Raw genomic sequence first — 15,491 nt, forward strand, 5'->3', positions numbered from 1 at the left:
GATTACTCGGCCAAGCGACCCTACACCGGATTGTCGATATCGATAAAGGTGACATCCAACCCGTGCACGGTCGCCAGCCACTCGCCCAGCGCCTTGACGCCGTAACGTTCGGTGGCGTGATGGCCAGCAGCGTAGAAGTGCATCCCCATCTCGCGGGCTGTGTGAATGGTCTGCTCGGAGGCTTCACCGGAGATAAAGGCATCGATGCCCTGCTCCGCCGCCAGATTGATGTAGCTCTGACCGCCGCCGGTGCACCAGGCCACGGAACGGATCAGCTCGGGGCCGCTGTCGCCACAGTGGAGCGGCTCACGACCAAGGCGCTCGGCAATCAGCTTGGCAAAGTCGGCGCCACTCATCGGCTCTTCCAGCTTGCCCACCATGGCGACGCTCTTGCTATTCCACGGCTCCAGACCGCGACGCACCTTGATATCGAGCAGCTTGGCGAGCTGGGCGTTATTGCCCACCTCGGGATGGACATCCAGTGGCAGGTGGTAGGCAAACAGGTTGATATCGTGGACCAGCAGGGTCTTGATGCGGCGCTGCTTCATACCGGTGATCTGGGCCGGCTCACCGCTCCAGAAGTAGCCGTGGTGAACCAGAATGGCATCGGCATCGGCAGCCACGGCGGCATCGATGAGGGCTTGACTGGCGGTGACACCTGTCACCACCTTGCGAATGCGCTCGCGCCCCTCCACTTGCAGGCCATTGGGGCAGTAATCCTTGATGGCGTGGGGCTCAAGCAGGTGGTTCAGTACGGTTTCCAATTTTCGATGAGAGATCATAAGGGTCCCTTTATAACGGCGCGATTCCCTGTTTTACCAATAAAAACAAGGCCCCGGCTCAAAACGCCAAGGGCCCTATGATAATCGAGAGCCGTCATCAAGACCATGACGGTTCCCACACAGTGATACATCCCTCTATTGAGGCACCAGCCTGATTCAGGCGGGCAAGTCGATGCCGGCATCCCGCATCTGGGCCAACTTGTAGCGCAGAGTGCGCGGGCTGATCCCGAGCCGGTCGGCCACATCCTTGCGACTGCCGTTGCACTCTTGCAGTGTGTCGAGAATGATCTGGTGCTCCTGCTGCTTGAGCTCGCTGCCGAGGCGATCGCCGCCATAGCTGCGCTCCACGCTGACAAACTCCATCTCCTGCTCGTCCAGCTCTTCCAGAATGAGGTGGTCACAATCAATGACCCCGTCGGGGCTAAGGATCAGGGCACGCTGTACCACGTTATCCAGCTCCCGCACATTGCCGGGCCAGGGATGAGAGAGCAGCCGCTCGCGCGCCTGCGGCTCCAGCTGCGGGGTGGGCAGCCCTTGCTGGCTGGCATGCAGGGCCAGCAGGTGTTCCGCCAGCGGCAGAATGTCGCCGGGCCGCTCACTCAGGGCAGACCATCGCAGCGGGAAGACGTTGAGGCGATAGTAGAGATCTTCGCGGAACAGGCCATCCTGCACCGCTTTTTTCAAATCCCGGTTGCTGGTGGCGATAACTCGCACATCCAGCGGGATCATCTTGCGACTGCCGAGCCGCTCCACCTCTTTCTCCTGCAACACCCGCAGCAATTTGGCTTGCAGCCCCTGATCCATCTCGGTGATCTCGTCGAGCAGCAGGGTGCCTCCCTGCGCTTGTTCGAACTTGCCTGGGCACCCCTGTACCGCACCGGTGAAGGCGCCCTTCTCGTAGCCAAACAGGGTCGCCTCCAGCATGTTTTCCGGAATGGCGGCACAGTTGATGGCGACGAAGGGCAACTCGGCGCGGCTGGAGTTGTCATGAATGTAACGGGCCAGCACCTCTTTACCCGTCCCGCTCGGGCCGGTCACCATCACGGTCGCTTCGCTTCTGGCCACCCGGGTCGCCAGCTGGAACAGCTCGGCAGTTTTGGGATCCCCGTAGACCACGGCACGTTTTTCCACCTTCTGAGCGGGCACATACCGGCTGACCTGATTGAGCAGCACCTCCGGCGAAAAGGGCTTGGCCAGATAGTCGATGGCCCCTTCGCGCATGGCGCGCACCGCGCCGTCGATATTGGCGTAGGCGGTCATCAGCAGCACAGGTATCTGCGGATATTGCTGGCGAATGGTCGCCAGCAGGGTGAGGCCGTCCATTCCCCCCATCTGGATATCGGAGATCACCATGTCAAACGGCTGACGGGAGAGAGCCAGCAGAGCCCGCTCGCCGCTGTCCGCTTCGCGGCACTCATAACCGCCGAGCAAAAGGGTATCCACCAGCGCTTCGCGCAGGCCATTGTCATCTTCTACAACCAGGATCCGGGCCTGAGTCATGCTACACCTCCCACGACAGCCAACCTGGCCGCATTGATATGGCTCCCTCTCGGCAGGCACAGCTCCTTAACAAGGCTCATGCTGCACCTCCAAGTTGCACCTGCTGCTGATGCAGGGGGAACGACAGAGTAAAACAGGTGCCTTCACCGGGAACCGAGGCCACACCGACCTCCCCCTGATGGGCACGCACGACGGATTGCACCACCGCCAGCCCGAGGCCAGTGCCTTGGGAGCGGGTGGTAAAGAAGGGTTCGAATACCTGACCAAGCAGGTGAGAAGGGATCCCCTTGCCATTGTCGATGACACGCATCTCCACCCGGACACCACTGCGCACCGCGCTGACCAAGAGTGACGTGGCCCCCGCCTGCTGGGCATTGGCGATCAGGTTGTTGATGGCGCCCGCCAGTGCGCTGCTGTTGGCCAGCAGGCAGAGATCGGGCTCCGGCGCCTCTATGTGCAGTTCGCAGCCCTGTTGCTGACAGAAAGCCTCGGCACCAGCCTGCACTTCAGCCAGCAAGCCCTGTACCGAGATGGGGGTGACCACCTGATTGTCGCCATTGCGGGCAAACAGCAGGATGTCGTTGATCTGCTTCTCCAGATCCTGGAGGCGGGCCATCAGCTTTTGCTGAAACTGGCTGCGGGACTCCGGCTTGAGGGTACGGTTGGCCAGGTTGGCGGCATAGAGCATGGCGGCGGAGAGCGGAGTGCGGATCTGGTGGGCGAGCGAAGCCGCCATATTGCCCAGCGCCGACAGCCGCTTCATGTGGTTGATGCGATCCTGAAGCTTGCGGGTTTCAGTGAGGTCATTGATAAAGACCAGCTGGCCGCTCTGATCCGGCAGCGGCTGGGTAGAAAGCTGGACCCGTCGTCCGTCGCGCAGGGAGATCTCGTGGCCATCATCCTCACGTGGTTCAAAACAGCGGGCAATGATGCGGCGCCAGAGCTCTCCTTCCAGCGGCTCCCCCAGCAGGGAGATGGCTGCCGGATTCGCGCGGGTGACCACCCCAGCCCCGTCAAGCAGCAACACCCCGGTGGGGAGCGCCTTGAAGATGGCATAGAGCTGGCTCACTTCGTGGGACTGGAGTGGCATGTCCTGCTGCTGGATCGTCATAAACCTGACCTCAAACTGGCTATTGGGTCAGGTTATTCAATTTCCATGCCACTAAATTATTTCAATTAAAGCAATAGATTGCATGTTAACGTCAAGGCTTTGACCCTTAAACGTCCTTGCTCATCCCGTACTTTTTCATCTTCTCTACCAGGGTGGTACGGCGCATGCCGAGCAGATCGGCGGCGCGGGCCACCACCCCGTCCTGCGACTCCAGCGCCTGGCGGATCAGCTCCACTTCAAGGTCGGCCAGCATCTCCTTGAGATTGACCCCCTCCTCCGGCAGTTGCATGGTGCGGGCAGAGGCGAGGGGGTGATCCAGCTCCGGCGGCTCCTGGAACACCGCCGCCAGCGCATCCCGCTCATCCATCTCGGTCAGCCGCTCATCCCGCGGCTCGCTCGGCAACAGACGATAACGACTCGGCAGATCCGCCACATCGACGATCTGTTGCGGGTAGAGGATAAGCAGCCGCTCCAGCAGGTTGGAAAGCTCGCGCACATTGCCCGGCCAGGGGTACTGCATCAGCGACTCCAGCGCCCGCTGGGTCAGACGGATCACACTGTGGTGCTGCTCCGCGTGACGGTTGAGCAACTCCTGCAGCAGCAGCGGAATGTCATCGATGCGATCCCGCAGTGGCGGGGTCTCAATGGGGAAGACGTTGAGGCGGTAGTAGAGATCTTCACGAAAACCCTGACTGCGGATCAATGCCTCCAGATCCCGATGGGTCGCCGCAATGATGCGCACATCGGCCTGAATGGGCTTGCCACCACCGACCCTGTCGAACAGCCGCTCCTGCAATACCCGCAGCAGTTTGACCTGCATCGGCATCGGCATGTCGCCAATCTCGTCGAGGAACAGGGTGCCCCCCTGCGCCAGCTCGAAACGACCGCGACGAGCTGCGATGGCGCCGGTAAAGGCTCCCTTCTCGTGACCGAACAGTTCGCTCTCAAGCAACTCGGCAGGAATGGCACCACAGTTGATAGGCACAAAGGGGCCACTACTGCGGGCCGAGAGTTCGTGAATGGCACGGGCCACCACTTCTTTGCCGGTTCCCGATTCACCAAGGATCAGCACGTTGGCATCGGTCTCGGCCACCTGGCTGATGAGGCGGCGAACCTCCTGGATCCCCTTCCCTTTGCCCACCAGCAAACGCAGCAACGTCTGCCCCTTGTCGTGGGTCTGTTGACGGGGATGGAGAGAGACAAAAGCCTGACAGAAGTGCAGATGACGGGTGAGGGATTCATAGGTAAAAGGCGAGAGCGCGACCCCGATAAAGTTGCTGTTGGGCAGTTCCGCCTCAACCAGCGAGATAAAGGGGGTACGAGGGAAAGCGGCAAGTAACTCGGGCAAGGTGCGACCTGCCAGTTCACCCACCAGCACCCCTTGCAGTGGGCCAGAAGATTCGATGGCGACATCCAGGTCCCCTTCTGCGACATCCTGCCACAGGATCCCCATAAACGTGAGCACGGTTCCCAACTGCTGGCGCCGCTGCGCATCGGCATCAACAATCAACACGCCCATCTCCACCATATCCATCCCTCGCGATATCCTGAACTAACTTATTGTTTTATTTAGTAATAAAACAGCTACTGACTGTCTTTTTGCAGGCACACAAAGTGCCAAAAAACCGACACATTGTCAAAAATTGTCGTATTCAGGCTAAGTGTATCGATAGAAACGGGAGATTAGATAAATTTTGCCGAGGAATTTTCTGCATTGGCGCCGCTAGCAAACGCCGCCAATGGCGGAAAGAAAACTGCCCTCGTCAGAGGGCAGCATGCAATACGGTCAGATGAACTCAGTGGCTGTGGTGGTGATGCGGCGCCGCGTAACGACACTCGGGAAAACGGCTGCAAGCAAGAAAGAGTCGACCGGCGTGGGGGCCTTTTTTCGCCTCCCGCTCCACCAGCGGCGCATCACAACGAGGGCAGTGGTGTACCTCGTGCTCTTCATCATCTTCCACATCGGCGAACAGGCTATCGACCAACCCCCCCTCACTCTGTGGCGCCTCCACCATCCCCTTGGCCTGGATGGAGGGTTCGTGGAGCGACGCAGGCGAAATGGCCTCGGCATGGGCAGTGCGACCACGCATCCCGGCACCGACATCCACGCCGTCCAGCAGCAGAGGGTTGAAGGTGGGCTCGCGGCGCGCCCCGTGCGGCAGATCGTCGATCAATGGTTCGCTGGTTTTGACCAGCAGCGGCAGGATCTGTTCGCGCAGCTCTTCCACCAGATAGCTGGCACTTGCCGGGATCTGCAGCAACGGCAGACCGGCGCTGTCGCAGGCGGTTTTCAGAAAGAGATCCCGCGCCTTGCGCTTCTGGTGGCGATGGGAGCTGTCATCGAGTTCGATGGCGCAGATAAAGGAGAGATCCGCAGGGTGGCAAAGCAGATAGTCGAAATGCTTGGCGCTGATCTTGTTGAAGTACTGCTGCCATTTGCTTTTGCCGATCCCGGCCTGTGGCGTCAGCACATCAGCCACCCGCACCTTGGCAAAGACCCGGGCCTTGTCACCCACCGCCAGATCCAGCACCCCGAGGAACGATCGTTCGGCGGGACTGAACAGGGTCTCCTGCACATCATAGGGCAGGCGCTTTTGCTGTCTTCCTCTGCTCCAGAAGATCGCCAGCACAAGCAGCGCCAGCAACAACAATCCCGATAGGACAAGGGTATTCATGAGAGCACGATCCAGTTCACGACACGAAAGGGGAATTACTTTACCACAGCCGCCACGGAGCAAGGCAGCAGACCCGTGTATAGAAAGTGAAAAGTCCCGTCTTTTTATCTATTTGTCAGCAGGCGGGGGTTCATATGACCAGCCCCAGCAGGCACAATAGGGATAGAGCAAGAAATCCCATTTCAAGGAGAGCAGGATGCAAAAGCAATTGGTGGTCACCGTGATCGGTGCAGACAAACCCGGGATCGTCGAGAGTCTGGCAGCAGTCATCAGCCGCGAGCAGGGCAACTGGCTGGGCAGCGCCATGAGCGAACTGGCGGGCCAGTTTGCCGGTATCCTCCATGTCTCTGTCCCCGATGAGCACTATCGCAGCCTGTGCGAAGCACTAGCCCTGCTACCGGGTCTGACCATCAGCTTTGCCGAAGGGACACCTACCACCGAGCCCGCCCATCAAGTCATGATGACAGTGACCGGCAACGACCGCCCCGGCATCGTCCATGAAGTAGCCAGCATCCTGCGCCAGCTCGAGATCAACGTGGCCGATCTCACCACCGGCTGTGAACCGGCTCCCCACTCCGGCGCCCCGCTCTTCTATGCCCATGCGCTGGTTGCCCTGCCCGACGGGCTCGCGATGGATACGCTTATCACCGCGCTGGAATCCCTCTCCGACGATCTGGTGGTCGACATCGACGAAGCGTTCAGCGAGCAGTAACAATACTGTCATTTATTTGTCATATATTAACGCCATAACTGCCGCGCAGACGCGACCTGAAACAGAGGCACAAGATGAGCACCGACAAGCAGTATGAAGAGAAAGAGCTGAGCTGGCTCTCATTCAATGAACGGGTGTTGCAAGAGGCAATGGACAAGACGGTGCCCCTCATCGAGCGGGTTCGTTTTCTGGGGATCTTCTCCTCCAACCAGGATGAGTTCTTCAAGGTACGGGTATCGGACGTCAAGCGCCGCATCCTCATCAATGAAGTACATGGTGGCGACGATGAAGCAAAAGTGCTGCTGCGTGCCATCCAGCAGAAGGTGATGGCGCTCGGTGAGGCGTTCGACAACACCTATAAAGAGCTGTTGATTGCGCTGGCCCGCCACAACATCTTTCTGGTCAACGAGAACCAGCTCTCCGATGCCATTCAGAAGTGGCTGCGGGTCTTCTTCAAGGAGAAGGTGCTGCGTCACATCATCCCGATCCTGCTCAACAAAGAGGTCAATCCGGTCAAATTCCTCAAGGATGAGTACACCTATCTGGCCATCGAGATGAAGAAGAACGGTCAGGTGATCCAGTACGCCCTGGTGGAAGTGCCGACCGACGACCTGCCCCGCTTCTTCCAGCTGCCGCCGGAAGGGACCCGCCGCAAGAAGCAGATCATCATTCTAGATAACGTCATCCGCTTCTGTCTGGACGAGATTTTCAAAGGTTTCTTCGACTACGACGAGATTGCCGCCTATGCGGTGAAGCTGACCCGGGATGCCGAATATGATCTCTCCGACCAGCTGGACTTGAGCCTGGTGGACAAGATGAGTGACGGCTTGAAGCAGCGCCTCACCGCCATGCCGGTGCGCTTCGTCTACGAGCGGGAGATGCCCGCTGCCATGATTAGCTTCCTCAAGCTCAAGCTGCAGATCAGCTCCTACGACGCCATCATGCCGGGCGGGCGCTATCACAACTTCAAGGATTTCATCGGCTTCCCCAACGTGGGCCGTGACTATCTGGAAAACCCCAAGCTGCCGGCGCTGGATTGCCGCGATTTTGACGGCTTCGTCAACGCCTTCGATGCGATTACCAAGCAGGATATCCTGCTCTACTACCCGTATCACAAGTTCCACCACTTCACCGAGTTGGTACGCCAGGCGGCGTTCGATCCGGCGGTGAGCGCCATTCGCATCAATATCTACCGGGTCGCCAAGAAGTCGCGGATCATCCACTCCCTCATCGATGCCGCCAACAACGGCAAGAAGGTGACCGTGGTGGTCGAGTTGCGCGCCCGTTTCGACGAAGCGGCCAACATAGACTGGGCCAATATTCTCACCGATGCCGGGGTCAAGGTGGTGTTCGGGGTGCCAAGCCTCAAGATCCACTCCAAGCTCTGCCTCATCACCCGCCACGAAAATGGCGAGGCGGTGCGCTACGCCCATATCGGCACCGGGAACTTCAACGAGAAGACCGCCAAGATCTATACCGACTTCTCGCTGCTGACCCGCAATCCGGATATCACCGCCGAAGTGGAAGGGGTATTTGAATACATCGAGTACCCCTATAAGCGTTACAAATTCAACCACCTGCTGGTCTCCCCCATCAACAGCCGCCGTCAGCTCTATCGCCTCATCGACAACGAGCTCTCCAACGCCAAGGCGGGCCAGCCGAGCGGCATCATCCTCAAGATCAACAATCTGGTGGACAAGGATCTCATCAACCGCCTCTATGCCGCCGGGCAGGCGGGAGTACCGATCCAGATGATCATCCGTGGCATGTGCGCCCTGCGTCCGGGCGTACCGGGCCTCAGTGACAACATCAAGGTGATCAGCATCATCGACCGCTTCCTCGAGCACCCGCGGGTGATGGTGTTCCACAACAAGGGCAACCCCCAGCTCTATATCTCCAGCGCCGACTGGATGAGCCGCAATATCGACGGCCGGATCGAGGTGGGCACCCCCATTTATGATGAGCGGCTCAAGCAGCGCATCATGGACATTCTCGAACTACAACTGAGTGATACCTGCAAGGCGCGGGTCATTGATGCCGACCAGCAGAACGAATATGTGAAGCGGGGCAACCGCCGCAAGATCCGCTCTCAGGTGGCGATTTACGACTATCTCAAACGTATCGAGTCAAACAATGGACAATAGTCTCTATGCCGCCGTTGATCTCGGCTCCAACAGTTTTCATATGGTGATCGCCCATTTGAGCGAAGGGCGTTTTCGCATCGTCGATCGCATCAAGGAGCGGGTGCGGCTGGCTGAAGGGATGGATGAGCAAAAGCGGATGAGCCCGGAGGCGATGGAACGCGGCCTCGCCTGCCTGTCGCTGTTTGCCGAGCGCCTCACCAATATCAAGCCGGATCAGATCCGCATCGCAGGTACCTATACCCTGCGCCGCGCCAGCAACGCCCGCGAATTTGTGAGTGAAGCAGCCAAGGTGCTCAACCACCCCATCGAGATCATCAGCGGGCAGGAAGAAGCACGGCTCATCTATCAGGGGGTTGCCCATACCCAGCATATCGAGGGTCAGGTACTGGTCATCGATATCGGCGGCGGCAGCACCGAACTCATCATCGGTGAAGGGTTTGAACACAAGGCCCTCACCAGTCGCAAGATGGGCTGCGTCAGCTTTACCCAAAGCTTCTTCGCCAGCGGCAAGCTGAGCGACAAGCACTTCACCAATGCCGTGCTGGAGGCGCAGCACCAGCTCGCCCCCATCGTCAACCAGTACCGCAAGCTGGGCTGGCAGAGCTGCCTTGGCAGCTCAGGTTCCATTCGTACCGTGCGCGACGTGCTGCAGGGTGAAGGGCTGACTGACGGCAGCATTACGCTGGAGGGGCTGGAGCGGCTCAAGGCGCTGATGATTGAGCGCAAGCGAGTCGATAACCTCAAGCTGACAGGGCTGACCGAGGAGCGTCAGGAGGTGTTTGCCGCTGCGGTCGCCATCCTGCTCGGGCTGTTTACCTCGCTGCCCATAGAGCGGCTCGACTACTCCGATGGTGCGCTGCGCGAAGGGTTGCTTTATGAATTCGAGGAACGCTTGCAGCACCACGATATTCGCGAGCGTACCGCGCAGGCGCTCGGCACCCACTACCGGATGGACCGCAAACAAGCAGCCCGGGTTGAGCAGAGCGTGCTGACCCTGTTTGATGCCCTGCAAGAGCCCTGGCAGATGGAGATTGAGCCCTATCGCGCCATCCTCGGCTGGGCAGCGCGGCTGCACGAAATCGGCCTTGCCATCAACTACAGCGGCATTCATCGCCACTCAGCCTATATCCTGCAACACACCGACCTGCCTGGCTTCAACCAGGACGATCAGGCCCTGCTGGCAGCGCTGGTACGCTTCCAGCGCAAGGGGCTCAAGCTCTCCGAGCTGCCTCCCCTGCCCAACCACGACATGCAAACGGTGCTGCGTTGCATCCGCATCTTGCGCCTCGCAGTCGCAGCTCACCACAAGCGCCAGGACAACCTGCTGCCCGAGTGGAAAGTCGCGGTACAAGGGGATCAGCTGGTCGTGACCCTGCCGATTGACTGGTGCGAGGAGAACCGTCTCCTGATGCAGAATCTGGAGAAAGAGCATCGTTATTGCCAGGAGCAGGGCTGGCCACTGTTGTTCCAACTCGGCTAAACCGGAAAGATAAATGCAAAAGGCAGCCCACTGGCTGCCTTTTGCATCTCAATCTCCCGGTTACTGCAACTCGGGCAACAACAGCTTGGCCATCTCGAAGTAGATGATAAGGCCGGTACCATCCACCAGCGTCGCGATGAAGGGTGCAGAGACCACCGCCGGATCGATGCGGAAACGACGCAGCACCATGGGAATAATGGATGCGACCGTGGCACTCCAGAGCACGATGGCGATGATGGTAAAGGTCACCACCATGCCAATCTGGGGACCGACGCCGAGACTCCATGCCCGTACCCAGGCCGCCATGGCAATGGCCCCCGAGATGAGCAGACCGGTGGAGAGCTCCTTTTTCAGCACGGTGCCGAGATTGCGCAGACTCACCTCCCCGACCGCCATGGCACGCACGATCGTGGTGGTGATCTGGGTGCCGCTGTTACCGCCAGTCCCAATCAACAAGGGGATAAAGAAGGCTAGCGCGATGGCGGCTTCCAGTTGCTCCTCGAACGCCCGCAGCACGGTGCCGGTGTAGGCTTCCGCCACGAACAGGATAAGCAGCCAGCCCACCCGTTTGCGCCACAACTGCCAGGGGGTCGCCTGCAAGTAAGGGGTATCGAGCGGTGATGAGCCACCCTGCATCTCGGCATCCTCGGTAGATTCAAGCTCCAGGATGTCGGCGGCATCATCGACGTGGAAAATACCGACCAGTCGCCCCTGATCCTCGACCGGCAATACCGACAGGTCGCGGTCGATCAGCAGGCGCGCCGCCAGCTCCTGATCAGCCCGAGCGTTGATCCGCACCGTCTCTCGGTCCATCAGGTTAGCGACACTGGCCTCGGGGTCAGCAATCAGCAAGCTCTTGAGCGAGATACTCCCCTGTAGACGGCCATCCACGTTGACCACATAGATGTGGCGGAACAGCTGGGCATTGTCCCAGGCATCGTGGATCAGCTGCTTGGCCTTGCCGACGGAATCCTGTTCGCTCACTGCCAGATACTCGTGGCGCATATTGGCCCCGACGGACTCAGGCGGCCAATCCAGCAGTGAGTAGTAGATGGCCTGCGCCTGGGTCGGGAAGCGAGCCAGCAACATGGTGCGATCCTGACGACTCAGTTTGCGCAGGATAGCCACCATTTCGCGACGGGGAATAGCCTCCTGCAACACGCTGACGATGCTGCCATGGAGCCGCAGCAAAAGGCGACCGGCACTCTCTGCGGAGAGAGAAGCGATCAGTTCTGCCCCTTCTGACGCAGGCAAGGTGTCAAAGATGCAGTTGAGCTCTTCCGGACGCAGGGTCAGCAGCTGATCGGCGCGCTGAACCGGATCCAGATTGTGTTCCAGCCAGCCTTGCAGGCTGGCGAGATCGAGCAGTTGATGACGGTTGAGAATGGTGTGTGTTTTCTTCATCACAAAGAACCTCATGTGATTTCAGGCAAGCCTGAGCGCGAGCGGAGACCGTTCGCTGTCTGAAAGAAAACAGCAATTTGATTGACGAGTAATAGGCAGGAAATGACGCCGTTCGGCGTGTCATCATCCCCACGTACCAGCTTTAGCACTGCATAACGTATCCGGCATGCCGGAAGCCACTTGGGTTTACACCTTAATCCGATGAAAACTGTCCTGATCTTGGGCGTCTCTGGACGTCGTGAGATCAGTGGCCTGTGTTTATACAGGAGCCTCGCCTAACGAGATGCTGCAAATAATATGCACAACCCTCTGTTGTGCGGGCGGCATGATTATCCAATCCCACAGGGAGGTCAACCCCGCCTCAACCAGGAAACAGGGTATGGCAACAGCTTGTTACAATTGTTGGAACATATCAGGGGAACTCTGCCGGGGATGCATAGCAAAAAGGCCCCATAGGGGCCTTTTCTTAGCGAATATAGTCAAATAGCGTCAGACGACTTATTTTGCTGAACGAGAGCTGCGAGGCACTCAATGCCGCATCCTCTTTTGACAGTGCTGAAATTACCTCATAGAGATCGGCTTCCGACACCTTGGCTCTCGCCTCGGCATTGAGGGTGCTCAACCCCTCGTTGGAACCCATCACCTGCTCCAGACTGTTCATCCGGCCACCCAGTTCACCCAGCCCATGATCAATGTTCAAACGGGCATTTTTCATATGAACGGTGGCATCGGCCACTTTTTGCTCAAAACTCTCGGCTGAAATATTGGGATCACGCAGAGCCGTAATGAAGTCTGACATCCCGTTCAACACGTTGTCATTCTTGGGAGGATTGAGAGCAAACTGCTGTGCTGCACCACCTGCAGGCTGATCCAGTGTCAGTTCGAGACCATTGAACGGTATTTTGGTACCGGGAGTGTAATTACCTGTCTGCAGGGTATTGCCACCCGCATCCTTGATATCATAGGTATCGGGCGGGCCAATTGTGGTGGAGACTGTGTAGGTGTTGCTGGGCAGTGCCGGGTCGTAACTGGATTTATAGAAATTATCAAAATCCCCCTGATCCCCGACCCCTACCTTGATATTCGCACTGGTGGCACTGGCGGTTCTTCTGGTTGCTACGATTTCAAACAGATCCTGTCCGGAGTCATTGGCAGCAATTTGCACTGTGGGCGATACCTGAATATTTCGCTGGCCAGGATCTCCCTGATAAATGTATTTACCGTTGGCATCTTTCACATAGGGCTGGGTCTTGCTCTGATTGCCCCCGAAAATAAATTCACCCGATGAGTTCTTGCTGTTCATCAGGTCAAACATTTGCTGCTGCAACCCTTCCAGTTCACTGGCAATGGCCTTTCGGTCATCCAGGCTAATGGCACCATTATTGGATTTCTGGATCAGGGTCTGGGCACTGAGCATCGCAGTATTGAGAGAGTCCAATACCGTCTCTTCATGCCCCAGACTGTTCTGCAGCAAACTGCCATTCACCCCGTACTGTTTAAACAGTTCAATCTCTTTGGTCAGCGCCATCTTCTGGCTCATGCCTGCCGGATCCTCACCGGCGCTCTGAAACTTGTTGCCGGTTTGCAGCTGCTGATAGGCCTTGTCCAGTCGCTCGTTGGTATTGGTGAGGGAGTAAAGATTCCGATCGTAGATCATGTTTGTAGTGATGCGCATGACGTTACCTCACGGACGAAAGCAGTGTATCGAAGATGGTTTTGGCCGTACTGACCACCTGCGCGGATGCCGCGTAAGATTGCTGGAAACGGATCAGATTGGCCGCTTCCTCCTCCAGATTGACCCCGGAGACGCTCTCGTAGATCCCGGTACTCTGGATCAGCTTGGATTCATTAGCCTTGAGCAGGGTTTTTGCCTGACTGGTATTGTTACCCACTTCCATCACCAACCCGGAGTAAGCCTGGTTAAAGGTCATCTTGTCGTTGGTCGTCCCACCATTGGTGCTTTTGCGTACCAGATCCTTGTTCTGCAACTCAGCCATTGCCAGACCATTGCTGTTATCAGCAAAACCATTGGTGTTGTAACTAAGCTGGAAGCTGTCGGTTTGTTCTACCGTGCCGGTAATGCTGAACTCGTAGCCCGGGCTCTGTTTCGGGTTGCTGTAGACCGCAGGCCCACCCGGAAAGGGGTTTACTATCGAGGCCATCAAATTCTGCCCTTTGCTGGCTGCCGGCGCGACACCGATCAAGGTAGTGCCATCACCGGCATACACCTCATAATTGCCGTTATTGCCGATCTTGACGATCTGGGGAGCGGCGGGATCCAGGCTGTTGGTACCAAAACCGGAACCCGTTCCGGTATTGAAGATGCCATCGAGCTTGATGTCTGCACTGCCGATGTTGTTGGTAGTCTTCTGTACTTTAAGAGGTGCAGCCAAGGCCAGGTCTTCCGGCCGGTTGATCTGCTGAGCCAGCCCGGCAGCAGCCCCCTTGGTTGGTTGCAGCAGCAGCTTGTCTCCTGCCGCTGGCGTACCGGTGAGATCGATCGAGATCCCGTGGCCAGCCAGTTCAAACGTTGCTGGCGGCGTGGTGCCCGTCGCCACAGAGGTGCGATTACCAGATTTGTCCAGCGAGAACACTTCATATCCGGTCGCACTGCTAAAGCGCACTTCATAGTCGAAGGGGGTTACAGAGCTTCCTTTGCCGGGTACAAAGCTGACATTCGCTCCGACCGACCCTGTGTTGTCGCCATAAGGCAATCCCTTGCTGGTTGGCAGGGTGAAAATATCGCTGCCCAACTCGTTGTCCAGATCCATCCCGAGACGGTTTTGCTGGTTCATGGCATCCGCCATCGCAACGGCCAGCTGGCCCAGTTCACGCTTGGTCGGCTCCAGGTCGGTACGCGCCTTGAACAGCCCTCCCATGGCCCCCCCGAAGGTATCGTGATCGATGAGAGCCTGATTGTCGCCAAGAGTCAGCTGCAACTCCTGATCACGGGAATCGGGATCGCCCGCCACCACCTTGAACTGGGCAACGCCCCCATCCAGGATCAGCGAATGACCAGTGCTCATATTGACCAATACGCTGCCGTTAGCCTGGGTTACGGTACGGATATCCATCTTCTCGGAGAGCTGCCTGATCGCCTCGTCACGCTGATCAAACAGCATCAGGTTCTCTTCGGGAGACCCCTGAGTACGGATGATCGCCTGGTTGAGATCATTGATGCTGGTGAGCAGACTGTTGACCTGCTTGGTCTCATCTTCAATACGGGTGTTGAGGGTATCGCTCTGCTTGTCGAGCTGGGCCGAGAGTGTGTGAAAGCGGTTCACCATACCGCTCAGCTCCGTCATCACTACCTTGCGGCCACCGATCTCGGCGGGTGATTCATTTGCCGAATGAAAGGACTTGAAATAAGAGGTGATGGTCTCCCCTACGCTATTGCTGGTGTCTCCCAGCAGGCGATCCACGCCGGCCAGCTGCTCGTAATGAGTCAGGGATGCGTAAAAGGCAGAGGTATCGCGACGCACTTCTCCCTGCATATAGCTGTTGATTACCCGCTCGGTCCTGATGTCACCTGTGCCAAGACCGATGGCATTGGTATACACCAGCGTACGCTCACGCACATAGCCCTGGCTATTGACGTTTACGATATTGTTACTGGTGCTCTGCAGCAGGCGCTGCTGTGCCAGCACGCCCGATGTACCAATTCCAAGCAGATCGCTTGCCAT

The 15,491-nt window shown here is 58.0% G+C and carries 11 protein-coding genes and 1 riboswitch; of the genes, 3 read left to right on the forward strand and 8 right to left on the reverse strand.

Annotated features, from left to right (window positions below; all coding sequences use genetic code 11):
• Positions 1-20: 20 nt before the first annotated feature.
• The 5 genes from G5315_RS16605 to G5315_RS16625 all read right to left on the reverse strand — a co-directional run bounded on the left by G5315_RS16605 (position 21) and on the right by G5315_RS16625 (position 6,068).
• On the reverse strand, positions 21-782 hold the full coding sequence (locus G5315_RS16605; protein ID WP_421312025.1) for a Nif3-like dinuclear metal center hexameric protein: 762 nt from the start codon (positions 780-782) through the stop codon (positions 21-23).
• 156 nt (positions 783-938) lie between these two features.
• Positions 939-2,282: a sigma-54-dependent transcriptional regulator gene (locus tag G5315_RS16610; RefSeq protein ID WP_421333450.1), complete on the reverse strand. Its 1,344-nt coding sequence runs from the start codon at positions 2,280-2,282 to the stop codon at positions 939-941.
• Between the two features lie 76 nt (positions 2,283-2,358).
• A complete protein-coding gene (locus G5315_RS16615; protein WP_216954098.1) occupies positions 2,359-3,393 on the reverse strand; it encodes a sensor histidine kinase in 1,035 nt (344 codons plus the stop codon).
• A 106-nt stretch (positions 3,394-3,499) separates the two neighbouring features.
• On the reverse strand, positions 3,500-4,921 hold the full coding sequence (locus G5315_RS16620; protein ID WP_421333492.1) for a sigma-54 dependent transcriptional regulator: 1,422 nt from the start codon (positions 4,919-4,921) through the stop codon (positions 3,500-3,502).
• 268 nt (positions 4,922-5,189) lie between these two features.
• On the reverse strand, positions 5,190-6,068 hold the full coding sequence (locus G5315_RS16625; protein ID WP_421333452.1) for a DUF2726 domain-containing protein: 879 nt from the start codon (positions 6,066-6,068) through the stop codon (positions 5,190-5,192).
• Between the two features lie 196 nt (positions 6,069-6,264).
• Between G5315_RS16625 and G5315_RS16630 the strand changes: the two genes are divergently transcribed.
• The 3 genes from G5315_RS16630 to ppx all read left to right on the forward strand — a co-directional run bounded on the left by G5315_RS16630 (position 6,265) and on the right by ppx (position 10,404).
• Entirely contained in the window at positions 6,265-6,780 is a 516-nt protein-coding gene (locus G5315_RS16630) for a glycine cleavage system protein R (RefSeq protein WP_005350673.1), read from the forward strand.
• A 74-nt stretch (positions 6,781-6,854) separates the two neighbouring features.
• A complete protein-coding gene (ppk1, locus tag G5315_RS16635; protein WP_005350671.1) occupies positions 6,855-8,924 on the forward strand; it encodes a polyphosphate kinase 1 in 2,070 nt (689 codons plus the stop codon).
• Positions 8,914-10,404, forward strand: coding sequence for an exopolyphosphatase (gene ppx / locus G5315_RS16640; RefSeq protein ID WP_042052939.1), 1,491 nt, complete (start codon positions 8,914-8,916; stop codon positions 10,402-10,404). Before ppk1 ends, ppx begins: the two co-directional genes overlap by 11 nt.
• Before the next feature lie 60 nt (positions 10,405-10,464).
• Here ppx and mgtE read toward each other — a convergent pair whose 3' ends face one another.
• The 3 genes from mgtE to G5315_RS16655 form a co-directional block, all read right to left on the reverse strand.
• The gene (gene mgtE, locus G5315_RS16645; RefSeq protein WP_216954102.1) at positions 10,465-11,808 is read right to left on the reverse strand and encodes a magnesium transporter; all 1,344 of its coding nucleotides are present in this window, start codon (positions 11,806-11,808) and stop codon (positions 10,465-10,467) included.
• Positions 11,809-11,928: 120 nt separating this feature from the next.
• Positions 11,929-12,098: riboswitch (M-box (ykoK) riboswitch) on the reverse strand.
• Positions 12,099-12,274: 176 nt separating this feature from the next.
• The gene (gene flgL / locus G5315_RS16650) at positions 12,275-13,483 is read right to left on the reverse strand and encodes a flagellar hook-associated protein FlgL (protein ID WP_216954104.1); all 1,209 of its coding nucleotides are present in this window, start codon (positions 13,481-13,483) and stop codon (positions 12,275-12,277) included.
• A gap of 4 nt (positions 13,484-13,487) precedes the next feature.
• Positions 13,488-15,491 carry a FlgK family flagellar hook-associated protein gene (locus G5315_RS16655; protein ID WP_337072996.1) on the reverse strand — a complete coding sequence of 668 codons (2,004 nt, stop codon included), beginning with the start codon at positions 15,489-15,491 and terminating at the stop codon, positions 13,488-13,490.

It is taken from the genome of Aeromonas sp. 603607, from assembly GCF_049171595.1.
Classification (GTDB): domain Bacteria; phylum Pseudomonadota; class Gammaproteobacteria; order Enterobacterales; family Aeromonadaceae; genus Aeromonas; species Aeromonas veronii.